Below are 18625 nucleotides of genomic sequence, written 5' to 3' on the forward strand. Positions count from 1 at the left end.
CCGCAAGCGAGCCCGAGCTGGATGAACGCCTGACGGCCTATAGTCATTGGCTCGCAACCGCCCGCGGGCTTCCAACCGCTGGGATTAAACGGAACCTGCGGGAGGTGAAGCGGTGGTACGACAGCATCTGCGGTGAAGGCGTAACATGCTCGGCCGAAGCGCTCCGATCGATCCTGCTCGACCAGGATCCGAGCCGCTCGAAGGGGGCCATCGATCGTACGGTGAGCACCTTGCGGTCCTTTGTCCGCTTTCTGATTGCACGAGGGAGTGTCCGCCTGATCGCCTTGCGGCCCTTAGCATCGGGCCCAAGCGCGCGGCCACCCAGGTTCCCCGTTTCATCGATCGAGCATCCATCGAGCAGATTGTCGCAGCTTGCGATATATCAACGCCAACCGGCCTTCGTAACCGCGCCCTGCTGTTATTGCTGGCGCGTCTCGGACTGCGCGCTGGCGATCTCGTGGCAATGCAGCTCAACGATATTGACTGGGATCAGGGAACGGTCCGCGTTTCCGGCAAGTCTGCGCGCGCTGTGCGGCTTCCGCTCCCCAGGATGCCGGGGAAGCGACCCTCGCCTATATCGAACAGGCTCGACCAACAGTCGCGAGCAACCATCTTTTTCTGAACCTGAAGGCGCCATATCAGCCGTTCGCAGGCCCCAGCATCATCTGCTGGATAATCGGCAAGGCGGTCGAACGTGCCGGCCTTACCGGCATCCCGACCGGTTCGCATGTGTTTCGTCACTCGCTCGCCACATCGATGCTGCGTGAAGGCTCCACGCTGGAGGCGATTGGCACCGTCCTGCGGCATTCCAAGCCGGATACGACCGCGATCTACGCGAAGGTCGATTTCGCCATGTTGGGCGAGGTGGCGCAGCCCTGGATTGGAGGTGCGTCATGCTGATCCACCACGTCGAACGCTATGTCGACTATCGCCACAAGCTTGGGGTCGGGTTCGAAGAGGGCGAGCACACCCTCACATTGTTCGCGCGCTACGCTGGGGAACACGGCGACAGTCACGTCACCATCGAGCGGATTCACGAGTGGTGCAGTCAGGCGTGCTCGCCCGAGCGCGCTCGGGCCAAGTACAACGTGCTGCGCCGCTTTTCGCTGTTTCTACGAGCAGAAGATCCAGGCCACGCCGCACCACCGATCGGCGCGTTCGGGTGCCGCCGACGCCCGAGGCCGGCGCCGCATCTGCTCCAACGCGAGCAGATTGCGGCGATTATATCGGCTGCATTGACCCCGCCGGACAGGACGATCAACGGCTACACCTATCACTGCCTGTTCGGCCTGCTGGCCGTAACGGGCATGCGGGTGTCAGAGGCGCTCGCTTTGCAGCGCTCCGACCTCACCGGCGAGGGACTGCTTGTTCGCCGAAGCAAGGGCGGCGGCAGTCGGCTGCTGCCCATCCACTCGACAACACGGGACGCCATCGAGGCATATCTCAACCGGCGCAACCGAGTGTTTTCGATCAGCGATGATCTATTCATCATCAGCACAGGACGGGCACCGGACAGGTCGACCGTCCGCAAAGTGTTCATTGGCCTGGCCCGGAGCTTGGCATCCGTGGCCCGGTCGGCACGCCCGGCCCGCGGCTGCATGATCTTCGGCACAGTTTCGCCGTCCGATCGCTTGAGGCCTGCGCCCACGATTACGATGCGGTGCGCCGTCACATGACGGCCCTTCGCGACTATCTGGGCCATAGCAGCATCTTGCACACCTATTGGTATCTCGAAGCCACCCCGGTGCTGATGCGCACTATCGCCGCGGCCAACGAAGTCCGCTTCCTGGGAGGCGCACGATGACCGCGCTCGCTCCTCATCTCACCGATTATCTGGTCGATCATCTGCCCCGGCATCGCAGCGCCAGCACTCATACGGTCGCAGGCTACGCCCACAGTTTCACATTACTGGTCCGGTTCGCGGCCGACCGCCGACGATGCCGACCGATCGACCTTCAGGTCGAAGATCTCGGCCCCGATCTCATCCTCGCCTTCCTGGATCATGTCGAGGAGGAGCGACGCAACAGCGTTTCCACCCGTAACGCCCGTCTCGCCGCGGTGCGATCCTTCTTCCGCTATATCGAATACAAGGTTCCAGCCTGCCTCGATCAGGCACTGCGCATCCACGCGCTGCCCCGCAAGCGGACCGCGACGCGGCTCGTCGATGCCCTGACGATCGAAGAGGTTCGGGCGCTTCTCGCAGCGCCCGATGGCCGTAGCTATTGTGGATTGCGCGATCGGGCGATGCTTCACATCGCCTATGCTTGCGGACTGCGCGCATCCGAACTGCTCGGCCTGCAGATGACCGCATTTCCGCCCGCCTCGCTGGCGACGGTCCGGATTCACGGAAAGGGGCGCCGGGAGCGCGTCCTGCCGCTATGGCGCGAGACCCAGCAAGCATTGCGAGGCTGGCTGGGCGCCCGCGGTGCGACGAGCGAACCGACACTATTCCTAAGCCGAGCAGGCGAGCCGTTGAGCCGCGACGGCTTGGCGCTGATGGTCGCAAAGCACGTCCGCCAAGCGGCATTGTCATGCCCGTCCCTGCTCTCGAAGCGGGTCACGCCGCATGTCCTGCGTCACAGCTGCGCCGCCCACACTCTGACGGCGACCGGCGATATTCGGAAGGTATCGCTATGGCTGGGACACGCTTCGCTTCGCAGCACCGAAGTCTATTTGCGCGCCGATCCGGTCGAGAAGCTCGCGATCCTCGCCGCCCACGCACCGCCAGGCGTTACGCCAGGCCGGTTCAGACCACCATCCGACGAGCTCCTCGCCATGCTTGCTATGGCCGGCAGCACCTGATCCCGGGAAGCCGCGATTATACCGATCAACGCGAGCCAGATTCCGCGCACAAAGCCGATTGGCACGACATCATCGGCATAATTACGCGGTCGGCATAATGGCTATTATGCCGAGCTCGGCATAACAGCCATGCTTTCAAATGGTCGCCGGTCGGCGCGCGCTGCTCCGGGTCGTCGTGGAGCGCCAGCCATGCCTTTTGCTGTTCCTTCGTCGCCAAGGTCAGATGCCGGATGGTCGGCGCGTTGATCTCGCCCGCGCGGTAAAGGGTGCGGATGCGCTGGCGAAGATTGCCGAGGGCAAGGATGCGCTGGACATAGAGCGGCGTCAGCCCGAACGTCTGCTGTATCTGCTCCGGCGTTCGCTTCTCCTTCTGGATTAGCCGGGTGAAGTTCTCCCATTGTGAAACCTCGTCCGGGTCGAGCCGCTGGATATTCTCGATCAACGAGGCTTCCAGCGCCGCCGCGTCGTCGCCTTCCTCAAGAATCGCGCACGGCATGGGGCCGTGGTCGATTCCTTCGGCAAGGGCAATGTCGTTGGCGAAGCGGCGGCGGCGTCCGGCGACGATGCCGAACATTTCGGGCCTGCCTTCGAGTTCGCCGGGGCGAACGATCAACGGCACGATAACGCCGCGCTGGCGGATAGACGGGAGAATATCGGCAACGTCCGGGTTTTTCTCCGCGTGGTGCATATTGGTCTTGCTGACGAACAGCTTGCCAATGTCGATGTTTTCCAGTTGCATGACGGTTCATCCTTTCTTGGGGTGAACCGGCCCGTTCGTGTGATCTGCCAAGATGGACGGACGGGCCGGGATATGCGCCGAATGAGCGGCGCGGCTCATCCGTCCTGTGCGGGCGGAATCTCGGAATTACGGGAAAGGTCGCGCGCCCGCGCTGCGGTGGACAACAGGGCTTCGGCTTCGGTGATCCGGCCCATGATCCGCGCCGCTTCGGCATAGGCCGACAGCGGAAAGCGCGGCGTGAAATATAGATCGCGCTCGATGCCAAGCCCTCCGGGCAGGCGGACGGACTCGATTTCGGACAGGCTGAAATAACCGAGTTCCGGGCATCCGAAACCAAGGTCGGACAGGCCGAACAATATATCGCCGTCCTCGTCCAGTTCGGTCGCCAGCCATGTCGCTGCACCCATCGGGTTGAAGAATTTGACAACCGGCAACGGGTCGGGGCTGCGTCGGCCCTCGCGCTGCGCGGCAATGTGGGCCGCGTCGTTGGCGCGCAAGGCGGCGCGCAATTCGGGGGTGAGGAGGATCATGCCGCCATCCTCCTTTCGCTGTCTATCGCGTCAGCTTCTTCGCCTTCGGCAAAGGCAAGGATATAGTCGGCGGCCTTGGTCGCCTGACTGGCGGCGCGGAAGATCGCGCGGTTGTCCTCGCGCAACACCTCAAGCCATGAACCGACATAATCGGCATGGCGCACGGTGGGCGCGATGCCCAAGGCGGCGCAAATGAAGGCCGCACCGATCTCCGCGCATAGTTCCTCGCGCGCATAGGGCTTCGATCCGAACCGCCCGGACTGGTCGCGGTTCAGCCGCTTGGCGTTCCCGGTCCAGTGGGACAGTTCATGGAAGGCGGTGCGATAATAGTTGATCTGATCGCGGAAAGCGGGCTGTGGCGGCACCTGCACGAAATCAGCGCCGGGGGCATAAAAAGCTTTCGCCCCGCCGATGCGGAAATCCGCGCCGGTCGCTTCTATCAATGCCTCCGCATGGGGGATGATCTCGCGTTCCGGCAAGGGGGCGGGTTCGCTCGCAAGGCCGGGCCGCAAACCTTCGCATTGCGCGACATTAAAGACGGTGAACCGCTTGAGGAACGGCACGGCGCGGGCATCCTCGCCGCTTTCCACCGCGCGGGCCTTCTCGGCTTCGGGAATGAAGCGGTCGGCATAGACAACGGTGGTTCCCTTCTCGCCCTTCTTGACGTTGCCGCCCGCCTCAAGGGCCTGTTTGAAGGTTAGCCAATGCTGCGAGGCATAGCCGCCCGCGATGGCCGCGCCCCACAATAGCAGGATATTGACGCCGCTATAGCGCCGCCCCGTAAGGGCATTGTGAGGCAGGCCGGGGCCGCCCGCTGCGCTGCTGCTCCACGGTTGAACCCAAGGAAAGCGGCCCGCTTCCAGTTCGGTGATGATCCTGCGCGTTACCTCGTCATACAGGTTCGCGCGGGGCTGCGCCCCATCCTCGCGACCTTGCCCAAGCGCGCGACGCTTGCGGGAAAAGCCCATGCCTAGCCTCCTGTCACAACCAAAAAAACCGACCGCAAACCCGCCGGGCGTGGGGGGTGGGCGGCAGGAGCGACCAGAGAGGCCCGCGCAAGCGCCGGGCGGCACCCGAAGGGGCGGAACATAGTGGAGCAGCCAAGCGAAGCGCAGGCTTGCCGCGCGGCGCGGCGGGCCTATCAGGGCGCGCCGACCACCCTCCGCGCCCAAGGGGTTGCCAACAAATAGCGCCGGCGCGACGAAGGAGTGCCGGGCAACGAACCGGGCGCGCAAGCGCGCCCGGCAAGCGTCATGCGATCGTGACCTTCGGATGGGACGCCGGAACGGCGGCCCAGCGGAGCTTGGCGACGCAGGCGCCTAGCGAAGTAGAGCGCGGTCGCCCGCTTGCGGGCGAGATGCCAGACCATGCGCAACAATTTGCAGCAGTTCGTGCGCTGTAGCCCTTCGGCATCAGCCTTCCCAATCCCAGGCGCTATCCGACAGAAACCGTCGGAAACTGACCTCCACGCGGTGCTCCGCGAGCGCCAGCATCCGTGCAACCTTCTTGCGCGAGGAATCGAAGCTGCGCGCATCGGCCATCTTCGGTCCCAGCACGGCAACGACGATTTCGCGCTGTCCCGCTCCGGCCTGCCGCGCGTCGAGCGCCTGCAACGCCCGCACCCAGCGCGCCACGACCGGATCAGCAGGAAACAGCGGGCGCGGAAGGCGGTGTAATCGCCAGAGCGCCGACAATCGCCGCAGCAACAGAACCTTGGGCGGAATATGCTGAAGCGACGGCACGGCGAAGGAAAGGCGCACCGGTCCACGGAGGATGCTCACTCCACGCACTGCCAGCCGCAGGTGTCGCAGCCCGTCCGCGATCAACACATGTTCGACTTCGCCGTCATCGAGGATGGCAGCGCTCACCGGCAGCGCGAACAGGTCAAGAGTTTCGGGATCGCAGGCCGTGGCCGGGTGCGCTTCCGCTTCCAGCACCATAGGGTCGCAGTCCGCACCCCAGAAGGCGAGGCCGTCATCGGCGGCTTCCGCGAAATCGCAATCCACGCGATGCCGGCTGCCTGTCCAACATGGTCAGAAGGCGGATGGGTGGACTCGCGCGCAACAATCGTTCGCGCACTCGCGGGCTGGGCAAGAGAGCCGCCTCGACATGGCGGCGGGCGAACGCCCAATCGACGGCAGCACGGTCGAGCTGGAACAGCGAGCGGTAGGTTGACGAATCCCTCCAATCGCGCGCTGGTCCATCCGGTGTGCTTGGCACCATATACTTGCCCCTCTCTCGTACCACCCTTCATGTGGGCAGATCGGTTACGGGGATTTCCGGTATGGTGTGCGGTGATTGTCCCCAGCACGCGGCAAGGTGCAGGGAAGAACAAGGACGATCTTTTCTGCGAAACAGGCAATTGTTCAGATATGTGGGCAATCCCGCTCCCGGAACCGGCAGCGCCATCAGAAATCAGGTCGCCGGGATTATCGAACCTGCCCGCCGCGCCCTTCATATTCTGGCCTAAACCGAGTCGCGCGAGCGCAAATGCTACAGTCCGCTGTCGCTAAGGCCGCCTGTAGATGTGTACCTAGTTCCTATCGACTACGTTTCCGAGCCTCTTCCATCTCAAAAACCTTTGCGCGCCTTATCCATTATGTGTAATTCAATTATGCAATGCGAAATACGAGTTGAAAGGGAATTAGGGCCATGGCTGCCTTTGCTCTCAACCGGAAGATGCGCGCTGAACAATGGAGATGTGATCGTGACACTTGCATATGACACACCGGTACTGATCGTCGGCGCCGGCCCTGCCGGGCTCGCGATGTCACTGGACCTCGCGCGGCGAGGGAACCGCAGCATCGTGGTGGAACAGGGACCAGAGACCCAGGAGCTTTTGTTCAAGGCCGGCGCTCTTAATGAACGAACGCTGGAATTTTGCCGCTGGTGGGGAGTTCGGGATGCCGTCTACGATTGGGGGCAGCCGCAAAACTATCCGCGCGATACCTGTTTCTGCGTCTCGCTGGACGGACCCTATATAGGCCGCGATCCGATGCCGGCCGCACGCGACTGGCCGGTGCGTGACTCCAGCCCGGAACAATGGCGCAAATGTCCGCAATATATTTTCGATCCGATCCTTGCGCGCGCCGCACTGGCGACCGGCTTGGTCGATATCCGTTATGACACCGAGTTCGTCGAATTCGTGCAAGACGCTGAGGGTGTCACCGCGACGGTACGGCGGGGAGATGCAGCCGAACTGATCCGCGCGCAATATCTGGTCGGCTGCGATGGCGCGGGCAGCAAAGTGCGACAGCAACTTGGTATCGGCTTCGACGGACTGGACCTGGATTTCTCCGTCTCGATCATGCTCGAAATCGAGAATTTCGAGCAATATCACGATATGGGCCGACTGGACCGCATCATGTTCATCGATACCGAGGGCACCTACGCCAACATCACTTCGGTCAACCACATGAACTATTGGCGCTTCACGATGGTCGGGTCGGAAGAGCGGCTAGATCCAGCGAAACTCGACGTCGATGCCGTGCTGCGTCGGGCTTTCGGGAACGTCGACGTTCCTTACAAGGTTTTGCGTGTGGTGCCATGGCGGCGCGCGCAATATCTCGCCCGCAAATATGGTGAGGGTCGGGTATGGCTTGCCGCCGATGCCTGCCACACGACATCGCCGACCGGCGGCCACGGCATCAACACCGGTTTGGGCGACGTGATCGCGCTTAGCTGGATGCTGGATGCCAATCTCAAAGGCTGGGCAGGCCCTAAATTGCTTGATGCTTATACCTTTGAGCGGCGGCCGGTGGCGCTGCGCAACTTTTCTGCCTCGACCCGCAATTACAGGTTTTGGGTGGGCCGTACTGACGATTTTGGGCAGGTACGAGACGAAGGCCATGCTGGCGCCGCAGCGCGCCACCGATTGCGGGAGCATTTTTCCAAGATGCTCTATCCTGAGTGGCACAGCTACGGCATCGCGATGGGCTATCGCTATGAAAATTCGCCGATATGCGTGCATGATGGCTCGCAGCCAACGCCCGATGAAACGTCGATTTATGTCCAGACCTCGCGTCCCGGCCATATTGTGCCACATGCCTGGCTGGAGCCGGGCAAGGCGCTGCTTGATCTGCTGGGCACGCATTTCGTGCTGCTGCGCTTCGATGCGACCGTCGACGTCACATCACTGGAACAGGCGGCAGCGAGGATCGATATGCCGCTCCAGGTCATTACACTCTCCGACGGACCCGAAATTGCTGAACTTTACCAGCACAAGCTCTGCCTGGTGCGACCCGATGGTCATTCGGCATGGCGCGGCGACGCATTGCCCAAGGATGTCGATTATTTCCTTGGCATCGTTACAGGGCACGGCGACGTGACCGATCATTCCATGGTAGGAGTGCCAGAAGAGCGGGAGTCCGTCACGGCCTGAAAATCGATTGAGGTAAAAGAAAGGAGAGCGTGCAGTTGCACGCTCTCCTTTCTTTTACCTGCCTTTTCGTATGAAACCCAACCGCCGTTCAATGACGGTGGTTTAAATTTGCATCTGCGCAGCTCCGCTCCGCGGATATCGATGCCCTGCAAAGATGGTAGATGATCAATCGCCAGCTATTGGCGGGCTGCCTAACGGGTTGGCGGCTGAATTTGCCGTATCCCTACCAAGCCACATACATATAGCAAGCTTGGGACCGATCGCTTGGGCAGAGGGCGAGAATCGTATCGCGCGAGCCCACCTTGCATCGGCTGTCACTCGACAGCATCAAACCACCAACGCTGTCCAAGCGCGCGATTTAGCGTCGGCGGAACCATGGCTCAAGCTCAAGCTTGGTCGGGCCGGCCAATGCAGAGGTGAAAAGATACCACCCGACAAGGAATAGCAGCCCTACCGTCCGCGCGTCTCCAAGCCGTTCATGTACCGGCGTCCAGACAGTATCGCCGGCTTCTCCGGTCAGAGCGACTTCCCGCGCAAGGCGCATCAGCGCCCGCTCTGCATCCGAAAAGGCGGGCGAAGTTTCGAAGGTGTCGATCGTCGCGAGTTGATCTGGCGTAACGCCGCAATCAAGGCCAAGATTCCAGTGCTGATTAAATTCATACTCGCTTTCACGGGCCTGCGACACCGCAAGGATAACAAGTTCGATTTCACGAGGATCAAGCCCGGTTGCTTCCCGTATCCTCGTTCCAAGCGGCAACCACAAATCCGCAACCGCAGGCTGAAGCGCAAGGAGCCGATAAACATAGGCGTCCTTAAGTCTCGGTCGCTCTTCCGCTATCCGGTCGAAAATTCGTGAAATTTCGGCACCATCTTCGCGTGAAGGCAATTTAATTCGAGGCATCTTCAGATCCTGCGGTTGCGGGTATTATATGTTAGAACTTCGTCGAAAGGGATACGCCGAACGTCCTTGGGAGGTCCACGGTCGCGCCGTCGAGATTGGTCGAAGGCAGCAGGGCCAGATAGACAAGTTCGTTAGCGAGATTCCGACCCCAAACGGCGACACGGAAGCGCTCGTTGGGCGATGTCCAGCCGATCTCACCATTGACCATGACATAGGATGGCTGAGTGAGGCGGTTCTGGAAGTCCCAATAATATTTGTCCGTCAGATAGACATTGCCGTTGAAGGTAAGCTCGCCATCGCCCAGCGGACGCTTGTAATCGACGCCGAGCGTGACCGAACTGCGAGGCGAGCGGATCATGTCCTTCCCGGAAACATCCTCAAAACCCTGAGCGTTGCCTGTATTTCCAGGTCGAGGAGTATTCACGACTGCATTTGGAAAGCTGTCATATTTGGCGTCGATGAACGCGAAATTGAGGCGGATATTCAGGTCGGACGTGACCAGAGCGGTAAATTCGGCTTCGGCTCCCTTGATTGTGGACTTTGCGGCGTTGAGCAGGACGCTCGACGGACTGTTGCCATCGCGGGCGGAAAGCTGAATGTCGCGGTATTTATAGTAGAAGAACGAGAAATTGGCGCGAAAATGCGAACTTGGGTCGAGCTTGGCGCCGACTTCGAACGCATCCAGTTCTTCCGGTTTGGTAGGCGTGGCTTGCGGAGCCGTGGTGTTGAAGACGCCGCTCTTGAACCCACGGCTGTAGGAGCCATAAAACATGCCCAGCCCATCCACGCGGCCTTGCAGCGAAATCTTCGGCGTGAATCGGTTGAACGATGTTTCTGCATCGTCGACGAGAACCGTCCCGTTCCGGGTATAGGTAAAATTGCGCTTCTCGGTGGTGTAGCGGGCGCCAGCCGTGAGAGACAACCAATCATTGAATTTGAATGTGCCTTCCCCGAACCCTGCAAAGGACAACGTCCTGTTCCTGCCGACATTCGCATTGGGGGCCGCAGGCGATCCGAGAATGATCGGATCATGCCGGGCGTGAGCCAGAAAACCATAACCTCCAACGATCCAACTGAACGGCCCTGAATCATCCGAGAGCAGACGGATTTCCTGCTGCCAGCTGTCACTGATGCCGGTGTTATCATTGATCGCGATCGGCCGAGGCGAGGCGTCGGTATCGACGATATTGTGATATTTCATCCACTGGTAGCTCGTCGCCGTGGCCAGCGAAACGCTGCCGAAGTCCCAACTGGTCTGAAGATTGACATCGCCCTTCCGCTTTGTCAGCGAGGGAGAATTATCCTGTGCCGTCGTGAAGGGCTCGCTGGCGATCAATACTCCAGGCGCTTTTGCCGCCGTATTCCCATTGAGGGCGAACGTGGCAATGCCGGTATTGTCATCGACATAGGAATATCCGCCGCTCAGGACCAGGCGGGCGACCGAATTGGGCTCAAACAGCAGCTTGCCGCGCGCTGTCCAGTTCTTCGATTCGTTGAACTTGCCGCCGCGCAGGAGATCCTTGATATAGCCGTCCGACCGGCCCGCCACGAACGACAGATTCGCCGCCAGGCCGGGGGCGAGACCACCGGTTACATAACCGCGCACACGTGCTTCGTTGAATCGGCCATATCGGACATCGAATTCACCGCCAAAGTCTTCCGACGGGTCCGCCGTGATGACGTTGATCAGGCCGCCGGTGGCATTTCTGCCGAATAGCGTCCCCTGCGGCCCGCGCAGCACCTCAACTCGTTGCACCTTCAGCAGCGAAAACGAACCCGCCGCCATATCCGGCTGGTAGATTCCGTCGAGATAGATCGCGACATTCGTTTCATCGCCCTGGGTGACGTTTCGCGTGCCGACGCCACGGATGGTCGGCTGGAATGAGAAATTGGTCGTGTTGAAAACCAGATTGGGAACAATCTGGGTGAGGTTGCGGGTATCGGCGATGTTCGCCCGATCGAGCGCTTCGCCCGCAACAGCCGTAACCGAAATCGGAACGTCTTGCAGGCGCTGTTCGCGTCGCTGGGCAGTGACGACGATATCGCCAAGCCCCTCTGCCTGCTGGGATGCCGAATCGGACGCCGAAGTGCTTTGGGCATATGCCGGACCAGCCAAACCCAGACATAGCAACATCGCGGTTTGCGTAGCGAAATTGTGTTTCGACAAGATGGTATCCTCCCTTTAGTTTGGCGTGAAAGCCTTTCCCCATTCGAACTAATGGTGTAATCCGATTATGCACAACGAAATTCGAATCGGGAAGAGAAAAAATTGAAAGGGCCAATATCGTTGCCCTGTTTCAGCATCAGGAAAGCCTATGAACCGCGAATATCGAACCATCTGCCTGACCATCGCCGAAGGCGTTGCTCATGTCCGATTGAACCAACCAGAGAAGCTCAATACGCTCGGCATAGGGCCTGGATCGAACCGGGAGGAACTCTGCCAAGCTTTTGCGGACGCCGACGCAGATCCTGCCGTCGGCTGCATCCTGCTTTCAGGCGAAGGGCGCGCTTTTTGTGCAGGGGGTGATCTCGGAGGAACGGTCGAAGATCGGATGCCAGCGGACGATGCGCTGGTCGACGCCTATCTCTTCAATGACGCGATGAACCAGTTCTATGCGCAGCTGCGATCGATCAAGAAACCGGTCATCGCGGCAGTGCAGGGCTATTGTCTCGGCGCAGGACTGGGATTGGCGGCACAGTGCGACCTGCTGATTGCGGCGGACGACGCGCGGTTCGGCCTCATTGAAGCAAGAATCGGCCATCCCGGTGCTGTCGAGCTGCTGCCGACAATCGGACGGCAATGGACGAAATTCCTGATCCTGACCGGCGAGATCATCGACGCCGAAACCGCCCACGATATCGGGTTGGCATTGACCGTCATCCCCGCCGACATGTTGCTCGATCGCGCGCTCGATCTTTCCCGACGGATCGCGCGGATGCCGCGCCACGCCGTCATGTTGAACAAGGGCGCCGTCGACAAGGCAGCCGAAGCCGGTGGCGATGCCGCGGGGCGCGTCGCTGGCCGGTCTCAGGACGTGATGACCAAATATCTCAGTCAGATTGCGGAAGCACCCGATGGGCGGCGCTTTTCCGACATCCTCCGAACCGAGGGGATGACGGGTCTGAAAGCCGCCCGCGAAACCCAATACTCCAGCCCCTGGCTGAATTCCTTCAGGAGACCTCGCCGATGAACACCACCGAATTGTCACATGTCGCTTTCTATACCAAATCCATAGACGAGATGAGCCGGTGGTATGCCACTGTGATCGATGGCCAGGTGGTAGCGGCGGGCGCGACCTATGCCTTCATCTCCAATGATGGGGAACATCATCGCGTTGCACTTGTTGCGCTGCCTGATGCTGCACCTGCGCAGGTGGAGAACCGGGTGGGTTTTTATCACACGGCGTTCAAGGTGCCGACATTGCGGACGATGAAAGGACTATTGGGACGGATCAACGATGCCGGCATCGCCCCCTATAGAATCGCCAATCATGTGCTGACGTTATCGCTGTATTTTCGCGATCCCGATGGCAACTCCCTGGAGCTGTTCAATGATCTGTTCGATACGGTGGACGACGCGACCGCTTATATGAATACCGATACCTTCGACGACAATCCCGCAGGACGGCCGCTCGGTTTTGATGAGTTGATCACGGTGCTCAGTTCCGGGGAAGATGAAGCCGTCCTGCGTGCAGAATTACGGGAGGCCCGCTGATGATGTTCCCGTCACCGATCGATGTCCCCACCCGGCTACACACCGCCATGCCAGCGCATTTCCAGGTGTCTGCGGCCGATGCCCAACGATCGATGATGGGCAACGCCCCTCCCAATGGAAGTCACTTCCATTCACTTCTGGAAGGACCGGCTTTCGATGTCTCAGGTCAGCTCTATTGCGTTGATGTGCCTTATGGACGCATCTTTCGCATCTCGCCCGACGGCGATTGGGACGTGTTCGCCGCCTATGATGGGCGGCCAACCGGACTCAAGATCGCTCCAAACGGTGAAATCATCGTAGCCGATCACCATTATGGTATTGTCGCTTTTGATTCTTCTGATGGCAGTCGACGATCGCTGGCAACGCATTTTGAGGGTGAGCCATTGCTGGGCGTCAATGATATTGTGTTGGGGCAATCGGGAAATCTGTATTTCACCGACCCCGGCATGAGCGGGCTGGAGAATCCCTGCGGACGGGTATTCCGACTGCGCCCCGACGGTACGATAGACCTGCTCATGTCCGGCCTCGCCTATCCCAATGGCCTGGCGGTCAACGCGGCCGAGACGATATTATATGTGGCCGTGACCCGCACATTGCAGCTGGTGCGCCTCCCGCTTGCTCCTGATTACGGTCCTGTCGTCAAGGCGGGGGTATTCGTTCAGCTCGATGGCGGATCGATCGGTCCGAACGGAATGGCAGTGGACAGCCGGGGCAATGTCGCCGTCGCCCAGACCGGACGTGGCCTGGTTTGGCTGTATAGCCCTTTTGGTGAATTGCTGGCACGCGTGGGAAGCTGCGCTGGACGAGCCGTCACCAACCTGACCTATGGCGGACCGGGGAAGAAGCAATTATATATCACCGAGGCAGAAACGGCCTCGATCCTCGTTGCCGACATGCCCTTCCCCGGATGAGACTTATATTTCCGCGATCCGTTCTTTCTTTAGATAAGATGCTGCGATGAAATAATGCAGCGCAGCCCATAATTTCAGGCACGTCAATATCGACAGCGCCCAGCCGAGGGATGCCTTACCCGCCACCTCCTGCAACGTATCGCTCAGCAGGCCCGCGAGGAAAGGCCCCACGGTGAGGCCGATTCCCGTCGCGAACAACAGCCACGTGGCCGAGGCGAGTGCGCGATGTTTGACCGGCGCAACGGTCTGAAGGGCCGCGAAGGTCGGCGCGGCATGAAAACTCTGGAACAGTTCGGGGATGACAAGAAACGTCAGCATTATTGCATGGCTGGGAGCGCTCCAGGCCGCCAGATGAAATGGAACTGTCGACATCATGGCGCCACCTACAAGCCAAAGTCCCCAACGGACGTCGCGCTTGCCCAGCCGATCACTCAGGAGACCACTCAAGAGCACTCCAAAGCCGCCGAGAAATCCGACCAACATCCCATATGAAACGCCAACTTGTGTTGTGGAAAGTCCGAACGAACGCATGGCAAAGGCAGGGGTGAAGCTCATCGTGGCGCCGGCGGCGCAACCGAACAGCAAGCCAGCTGCGCAAAGATGGCGAACCGTTTTTATCCTGAGCAGGGTCATCACTCCGGCGATCATGCCGTCATGCTTTTTCTCGGTCGGCGCGCGCGGGGGCTCTTTTACGACGAGCATCACCAACAGGGCGATAAAGATCCCTGGGATACCTCCCACCAGGATCAAGGTCGTGCGCCAATCTGTAAGGTCGTTGAGGTATCCGCCAGCAGCCATCCCGATAAAGGCGCCCACCGGGGCGCCCATCGAGAAGATCGCAAGGGCAGTCGTCCGGCGATCGGAAAAATAGTGCGCAATGAGCGAGTGGCTTGCCGGCGTTCCGCCTGCCTCCCCGACGGCGACCCCCATGCGCGAAATCATCAACTGCCAGAAGTTCATTGCGAGCGCTCCGGCCGACGTAAAGGCGCTCCAGAACAAAATGCACATGCAAATGATCTTCTTCCTGCCATATCTTTCGGCAAGCGCGGCAATCGGAATTCCGGCAATGGCGTAGACGAGGGTGAAGGCGATCCCTGTCATCAGGCCAATCTGGGTGTCGGAAAGCTGTAAATCGGTCTTGATCGATTCGATCAGGATCAACGGCATTTTCCGATCGACGAAACTGAAAACGTAGATAAGCGTCAAAACGCCCAAGGTGAGCCACGGCGGGCGACTGCCAGTGTCTTTGGGCGACATTGCAGCCGTCGACCGGGGGACAGCTTCATCGGCCATATTCAGAAATCCTCCCATCAAATCCCCTGCCAGCGCGATTCATTGCTCGCGCGCAGAGGCTACGCCTCCCGGAAAAGAAGGTCAGGAAGATTACGCATCGCGGTATCGAATTTGCAAATAAATAATTTAGGTATGTTTGGCAAAAAAGCCCAATGAAGAAGAGACATCCGCAGCGGCCTGCTTGAGCAGTGCAGTCAGCTTCGAATCCGGTGCCGTATCAAAAGATTCGCGCGGACCGAGCATTGCGAGCGCGCCAACAAGAGTAGAGCGATAATCGAAGATGGGAGCGGCCAACGCGTTAATTCCGGCGTTCAGTTCACCGCGCGACCAGCCCACGCCAGTGCTTCGAACCTGTTCGAATATCTCTTCTACTTCTTCCATCCGCCACGGATGATCTGCCGACTTGAGCTTGCGGTTGGCATCTATTTCCTGCGCGAGCAGCTTTTGCGTCTGATAGCGCGGCAGCCAGGCGCCGAAGACTCGCCCTGATGCCGTGGTCAGCAAAGGCAAAACCTCACCGACACGGGTGCTGACGGTAATCGACCGCCGGACTTCCTCCAACCAGACAATCGTTGGGCCGTAGTCCGTCCAAATCGCCAGAGCGGCAGAATGACCGGCATCCTCACAAAGCTGAGGAAGGCGGGCGCTGGCACTGCGCACCACATCGGCCCCTCTTACCGCAGCGACACCGATCAGCCGTGCGTTTGGTCCCAGGCGATAACGTCCCGTTGCGGCATCGCGCTCGACCATGCCGCTTCTTGTGAAACTTACCAGATAACGGTGCGCCTTGGCGGCCGGAATCCCTGCCTTCGCCGCGATTGTTTTCAGCATTGGCGGTGGGGTCTCATCGACCAGCGAAGCCACTGCCATCAACAAAGCCATGCCCGTTTCGATCGACTGCACACCGATCTGCTCTTCTGCCTTCTCGATTGCCGCCTCCCCTGAAATTGCCAGTTCGATCACCGAAGACCCTATGAACATTGGCCTTACACCATGACTCTCTTTCGGAGAAAGAGGGATATGATTACGCCAAGCGAAATCGAATCTTGAAATTCGATTCCCCAATGCGTAATCATGAGCCTCGTTTCCGAAAGCACAGGATCAACCATATGGCAGACAGTTTCAGGGCCCTTGTAATCGACGATCACGACGGAAAGCCGAAGGGGGCCTTCCGCATGCTTCAGCAAAGCGACCTTCCCGATTACGACGTCCTTGTCGAAGTGGAATATTCGACATTGAACTATAAGGACGGGCTGGCGGTCTCCGGTCGCGGCAAGATCGCACGGCGGCGCCCGCTCGTGGGCGGTATAGATCTTGCCGGAACCGTTGTCGAAAGCGCTTCTCCCGACTGGAATCCCGGCGACAAGGTGGTGGTAAACGGATGGGGCCTGTCGGAAACCGAAAATGGCGGTTATACCCGCTATCAGCGCCTCAAGCCGGAATGGCTGACGCGACTCCGGCCCGAATTCACTCCCTTGCAGGCAATGGCGATCGGCACCGCAGGCTACACAGCCGCGCTTTGTGTCGATGCGCTGGAACGATACGGGATCATCCCCGATGAGCGCGAGGTGCTTGTCACCGGAGCGGCTGGCGGCGTCGGTTCGGTTGCCATAGCGTTGCTCGCGCGGAACGGATATCGAGTCGTTGCGTCTTCCGGTCGCAGGGAAGCACGGGGTTATCTTGAGGAGCTTGGTGCTTCCGCAATCATAGACCGGCAGGAACTCGCCACAGCGGCCGGACCGTTGCAGAAGGAACGCTGGGCTGGTGCCGTCGACACCGTCGGCAGCGTTACGCTCGTCAACGTGCTCGCACAGACGGTTTATGGAGGCGCAGTTGCGGCATGCGGGCTGGCGGGTGGCGCCGATCTTCCGGGAACCGTTCTGCCTCATATCCTGCGGAATGTCGCTCTGCTCGGCGTCGATTCCGTGATGGCGCCCGCCGAGCGCCGCGAGCGCGCATGGTCGCGCCTCGCGCGCGATCTCGATCCGGCACTGTTGGAAAAGATGACGAGCGTAGAGCCGATGTCGCGTCTGCCGGAACTTGCCGAACACATTCTGGATGGTCGCGTTCAGGGGCGAGTGGTGATCGACGTAACGAACTGAAAGCCGAAGCTTCAGAACAGGAGATTTGAATGGGAGAGGCATTACCGCTGGACGGACTGCGCATCATCGAGATGAGCACCGTCGTCATGGGTCCGTTCGCGGCCCAAATATTAGGCGATCTGGGTGCGGACGTGATCAAGGTCGAATCTCCGAAAGGGGATTCGACGAGACATGTCACGCCGATGCGCAATCCGAATATGGGCTGGGTTTTCCTTCACGCCAATCGGAACAAGCGCAGTCTGGTCATCGATCTGAAGGCTCCTGGCGGGCGCGAGGCGTTGCTGAAGGTCATCGAGGGAGCCGATGCGTTCGTAACAAATGTCAGGCCTCGCGCCCTGGCACGACTTGGCCTGGACTATGAATCTCTCTCGAAGGCAAACCCGCGCATCATCGCCATCAACTTTGTCGGCTACGGCGAAGGCGGCCCCTATGCCGGTCGTCCTGCTTATGAGGATCTGATCCAGGGCGCGACGGCCTTGCCCTCGATGCTTGTCCAGGCGGGTTCGCAGACCCCGCATTATACGCCGATGGCATTGAATGATCGAGCGGTAGGCGTGAGCGGCGCCCTGCAATTGCTGGCGGCCGTCATTCACAGGAACCGCACAGGCAAAGGCCAGCAGATCACCGTGCCCATGTATGAGACCATGGCGCAATGGGTTCTCGGCGATCATTTTGCCGGTCGCACGTTTGAGCCGTCGCTTGGCCCGCCCGGATACAAGCGCACACTCACCAAAGAACGCAGGCCCTATCGGACCAGTGACGGAATGATTTGCGTGATCATCTACACGGATGGTCATTGGGAAAGGTTCATGTCGCTTATCGGCAAGGCGGACATCTTCCGATCCGATCCGCGATTTGCGGATATCGGCACCAGAACCGAACATGCACATGATCTCTATGCGTTTGTCTCCGACGCGATACTGGAACGAACCAGCGCCGAATGGGTCGCGGCACTGTTGGAGGCCGATATTCCGGTTGCCCCTCTCCACACGCTCGACTCTCTGATCGACGATGAGCATCTGGCGGCCGTCGAATATCTGAACCTCGTCGACCATCCGACCGAAGGCAAAATCCGACAAATCCGGCCACCGAGCAAATGGTCCGAGACACAACCGAAGGTGCGAAGGCTTGCGCCGCAATTGGGCGAGCATAGCACCGACATCTTGCTGGAGGCCGGCATGGAGCAATCGGAAATCGACGCGCTTCTGTCCGCCGGGACGATCGTGCAGCACCGCTGAACAGGAGATTATG

19 protein-coding genes are annotated in these 18625 nt (G+C 60.0%); 11 read left to right on the forward strand and 8 right to left on the reverse strand.

Going from position 1 to position 18625, the window contains the following annotated elements; translation table 11 throughout:
• Positions 1-145: 145 nt before the first annotated feature.
• From AC2S9W_RS09205 to AC2S9W_RS09225, 5 genes are all read left to right on the forward strand, one after another.
• Positions 146-622: a tyrosine-type recombinase/integrase gene (locus tag AC2S9W_RS09205; RefSeq protein ID WP_486570908.1), complete on the forward strand. Its 477-nt coding sequence runs from the start codon at positions 146-148 to the stop codon at positions 620-622.
• Positions 623-729: 107 nt separating this feature from the next.
• Positions 730-900 (forward strand): tyrosine-type recombinase/integrase, encoded by a 171-nt coding sequence (locus AC2S9W_RS09210; RefSeq protein WP_486570909.1) that lies wholly within the window; start codon positions 730-732, stop codon positions 898-900.
• Entirely contained in the window at positions 894-1676 is a 783-nt protein-coding gene (locus tag AC2S9W_RS09215; protein WP_486571986.1) for a tyrosine-type recombinase/integrase, read from the forward strand. The genes AC2S9W_RS09210 and AC2S9W_RS09215 overlap by 7 nt, the downstream gene beginning before the upstream one ends.
• Positions 1673-1804 (forward strand): hypothetical protein, encoded by a 132-nt coding sequence (locus tag AC2S9W_RS09220; protein WP_486571987.1) that lies wholly within the window; start codon positions 1673-1675, stop codon positions 1802-1804. The genes AC2S9W_RS09215 and AC2S9W_RS09220 overlap by 4 nt, the downstream gene beginning before the upstream one ends.
• Positions 1801-2802 (forward strand): tyrosine-type recombinase/integrase, encoded by a 1002-nt coding sequence (locus AC2S9W_RS09225; protein ID WP_486571308.1) that lies wholly within the window; start codon positions 1801-1803, stop codon positions 2800-2802. The genes AC2S9W_RS09220 and AC2S9W_RS09225 overlap by 4 nt, the downstream gene beginning before the upstream one ends.
• 25 nt (positions 2803-2827) lie before the next feature.
• On the opposite strand, the gene AC2S9W_RS09230 is transcribed toward AC2S9W_RS09225, so the two are convergent.
• The 4 genes from AC2S9W_RS09230 to AC2S9W_RS09245 all read right to left on the reverse strand — a co-directional run bounded on the left by AC2S9W_RS09230 (position 2828) and on the right by AC2S9W_RS09245 (position 6077).
• Entirely contained in the window at positions 2828-3541 is a 714-nt protein-coding gene (locus tag AC2S9W_RS09230; RefSeq protein ID WP_486571988.1) for a ParB/RepB/Spo0J family partition protein, read from the reverse strand.
• A gap of 95 nt (positions 3542-3636) precedes the next feature.
• Entirely contained in the window at positions 3637-4071 is a 435-nt protein-coding gene (locus AC2S9W_RS09235; protein WP_486571989.1) for a DUF2958 domain-containing protein, read from the reverse strand.
• Positions 4068-5039, reverse strand: a complete 972-nt coding sequence (locus AC2S9W_RS09240) for an ArdC family protein (RefSeq protein WP_486572071.1) — start codon at positions 5037-5039, stop codon at positions 4068-4070. Before AC2S9W_RS09240 ends, AC2S9W_RS09235 begins: the two co-directional genes overlap by 4 nt.
• Before the next feature lie 444 nt (positions 5040-5483).
• Positions 5484-6077: a DNA -binding domain-containing protein gene (locus AC2S9W_RS09245; RefSeq protein ID WP_486571990.1), complete on the reverse strand. Its 594-nt coding sequence runs from the start codon at positions 6075-6077 to the stop codon at positions 5484-5486.
• A gap of 701 nt (positions 6078-6778) precedes the next feature.
• On the opposite strand from AC2S9W_RS09245, the gene AC2S9W_RS09250 reads away from it, so the two are divergent.
• Positions 6779-8452, forward strand: coding sequence for an FAD-dependent monooxygenase (locus AC2S9W_RS09250; RefSeq protein WP_486571991.1), 1674 nt, complete (start codon positions 6779-6781; stop codon positions 8450-8452).
• Positions 8453-8810: 358 nt separating this feature from the next.
• Here AC2S9W_RS09250 and AC2S9W_RS09255 read toward each other — a convergent pair whose 3' ends face one another.
• The gene (locus AC2S9W_RS09255) at positions 8811-9353 is read right to left on the reverse strand and encodes a carboxymuconolactone decarboxylase family protein (protein WP_486571992.1); all 543 of its coding nucleotides are present in this window, start codon (positions 9351-9353) and stop codon (positions 8811-8813) included.
• Between the two features lie 31 nt (positions 9354-9384).
• Positions 9385-11520 carry a TonB-dependent receptor gene (locus AC2S9W_RS09260; RefSeq protein WP_486571993.1) on the reverse strand — a complete coding sequence of 712 codons (2136 nt, stop codon included), beginning with the start codon at positions 11518-11520 and terminating at the stop codon, positions 9385-9387.
• A gap of 148 nt (positions 11521-11668) precedes the next feature.
• Between AC2S9W_RS09260 and AC2S9W_RS09265 the strand changes: the two genes are divergently transcribed.
• From AC2S9W_RS09265 to AC2S9W_RS09275, 3 genes are read left to right on the forward strand one after another with little or no spacing between them, the layout of a single operon-like run.
• Entirely contained in the window at positions 11669-12544 is an 876-nt protein-coding gene (locus AC2S9W_RS09265; RefSeq protein ID WP_486571994.1) for an enoyl-CoA hydratase/isomerase family protein, read from the forward strand.
• Positions 12541-13068 (forward strand): VOC family protein, encoded by a 528-nt coding sequence (locus AC2S9W_RS09270; protein WP_486571995.1) that lies wholly within the window; start codon positions 12541-12543, stop codon positions 13066-13068. The genes AC2S9W_RS09265 and AC2S9W_RS09270 overlap by 4 nt, the downstream gene beginning before the upstream one ends.
• Positions 13068-13979 (forward strand): SMP-30/gluconolactonase/LRE family protein, encoded by a 912-nt coding sequence (locus AC2S9W_RS09275; protein WP_486571996.1) that lies wholly within the window; start codon positions 13068-13070, stop codon positions 13977-13979. Before AC2S9W_RS09270 ends, AC2S9W_RS09275 begins: the two co-directional genes overlap by 1 nt.
• A 3-nt stretch (positions 13980-13982) precedes the next feature.
• Here AC2S9W_RS09275 and AC2S9W_RS09280 read toward each other — a convergent pair whose 3' ends face one another.
• Both AC2S9W_RS09280 and AC2S9W_RS09285 read right to left on the reverse strand, forming a co-directional pair.
• Entirely contained in the window at positions 13983-15272 is a 1290-nt protein-coding gene (locus AC2S9W_RS09280) for a spinster family MFS transporter (protein WP_486571997.1), read from the reverse strand.
• A gap of 126 nt (positions 15273-15398) precedes the next feature.
• Positions 15399-16235, reverse strand: a complete 837-nt coding sequence (locus tag AC2S9W_RS09285; protein WP_486571998.1) for an IclR family transcriptional regulator — start codon at positions 16233-16235, stop codon at positions 15399-15401.
• Positions 16236-16381: 146 nt separating this feature from the next.
• Here AC2S9W_RS09285 and AC2S9W_RS09290 point away from each other — a divergent pair, with 146 nt between their 5' ends.
• Positions 16382-17374 (forward strand): MDR family oxidoreductase, encoded by a 993-nt coding sequence (locus AC2S9W_RS09290; RefSeq protein ID WP_486571999.1) that lies wholly within the window; start codon positions 16382-16384, stop codon positions 17372-17374.
• Positions 17375-17403: 29 nt separating this feature from the next.
• Positions 17404-18612, forward strand: a complete 1209-nt coding sequence (locus tag AC2S9W_RS09295) for a CaiB/BaiF CoA transferase family protein (RefSeq protein WP_486572000.1) — start codon at positions 17404-17406, stop codon at positions 18610-18612.
• Positions 18613-18625 lie beyond the last annotated feature (13 nt).

The sequence above is a fragment of the Sphingopyxis sp. 550B genome (assembly GCF_057401805.1).

What these genes read in the sequence shown, in the direction of transcription:
- AC2S9W_RS09290 (WP_486571999.1), top strand. Translation starts at nt 16,382, where the DNA reads ATGGCAGACAGTTTCAGGGCCCTTGTAATCGACGATCACGACGGAAAG.
- AC2S9W_RS09220 (WP_486571987.1), top strand. Translation starts at nt 1,673, where the DNA reads ATGACGGCCCTTCGCGACTATCTGGGCCATAGCAGCATCTTGCACACC.
- AC2S9W_RS09280 (WP_486571997.1), bottom strand. Translation starts at nt 15,272, where the DNA reads ATGGCCGATGAAGCTGTCCCCCGGTCGACGGCTGCAATGTCGCCCAAA.
- AC2S9W_RS09270 (WP_486571995.1), top strand. Translation starts at nt 12,541, where the DNA reads ATGAACACCACCGAATTGTCACATGTCGCTTTCTATACCAAATCCATA.
- AC2S9W_RS09230 (WP_486571988.1), bottom strand. Translation starts at nt 3,541, where the DNA reads ATGCAACTGGAAAACATCGACATTGGCAAGCTGTTCGTCAGCAAGACC.
- AC2S9W_RS09205 (WP_486570908.1), top strand. Translation starts at nt 146, where the DNA reads ATGCTCGGCCGAAGCGCTCCGATCGATCCTGCTCGACCAGGATCCGAG.
- AC2S9W_RS09265 (WP_486571994.1), top strand. Translation starts at nt 11,669, where the DNA reads ATGAACCGCGAATATCGAACCATCTGCCTGACCATCGCCGAAGGCGTT.
- AC2S9W_RS09215 (WP_486571986.1), top strand. Translation starts at nt 894, where the DNA reads ATGCTGATCCACCACGTCGAACGCTATGTCGACTATCGCCACAAGCTT.
- AC2S9W_RS09255 (WP_486571992.1), bottom strand. Translation starts at nt 9,353, where the DNA reads ATGCCTCGAATTAAATTGCCTTCACGCGAAGATGGTGCCGAAATTTCA.
- AC2S9W_RS09240 (WP_486572071.1), bottom strand. Translation starts at nt 5,039, where the DNA reads ATGGGCTTTTCCCGCAAGCGTCGCGCGCTTGGGCAAGGTCGCGAGGAT.
- AC2S9W_RS09225 (WP_486571308.1), top strand. Translation starts at nt 1,801, where the DNA reads ATGACCGCGCTCGCTCCTCATCTCACCGATTATCTGGTCGATCATCTG.
- AC2S9W_RS09275 (WP_486571996.1), top strand. Translation starts at nt 13,068, where the DNA reads ATGATGTTCCCGTCACCGATCGATGTCCCCACCCGGCTACACACCGCC.
- AC2S9W_RS09295 (WP_486572000.1), top strand. Translation starts at nt 17,404, where the DNA reads ATGGGAGAGGCATTACCGCTGGACGGACTGCGCATCATCGAGATGAGC.
- AC2S9W_RS09235 (WP_486571989.1), bottom strand. Translation starts at nt 4,071, where the DNA reads ATGATCCTCCTCACCCCCGAATTGCGCGCCGCCTTGCGCGCCAACGAC.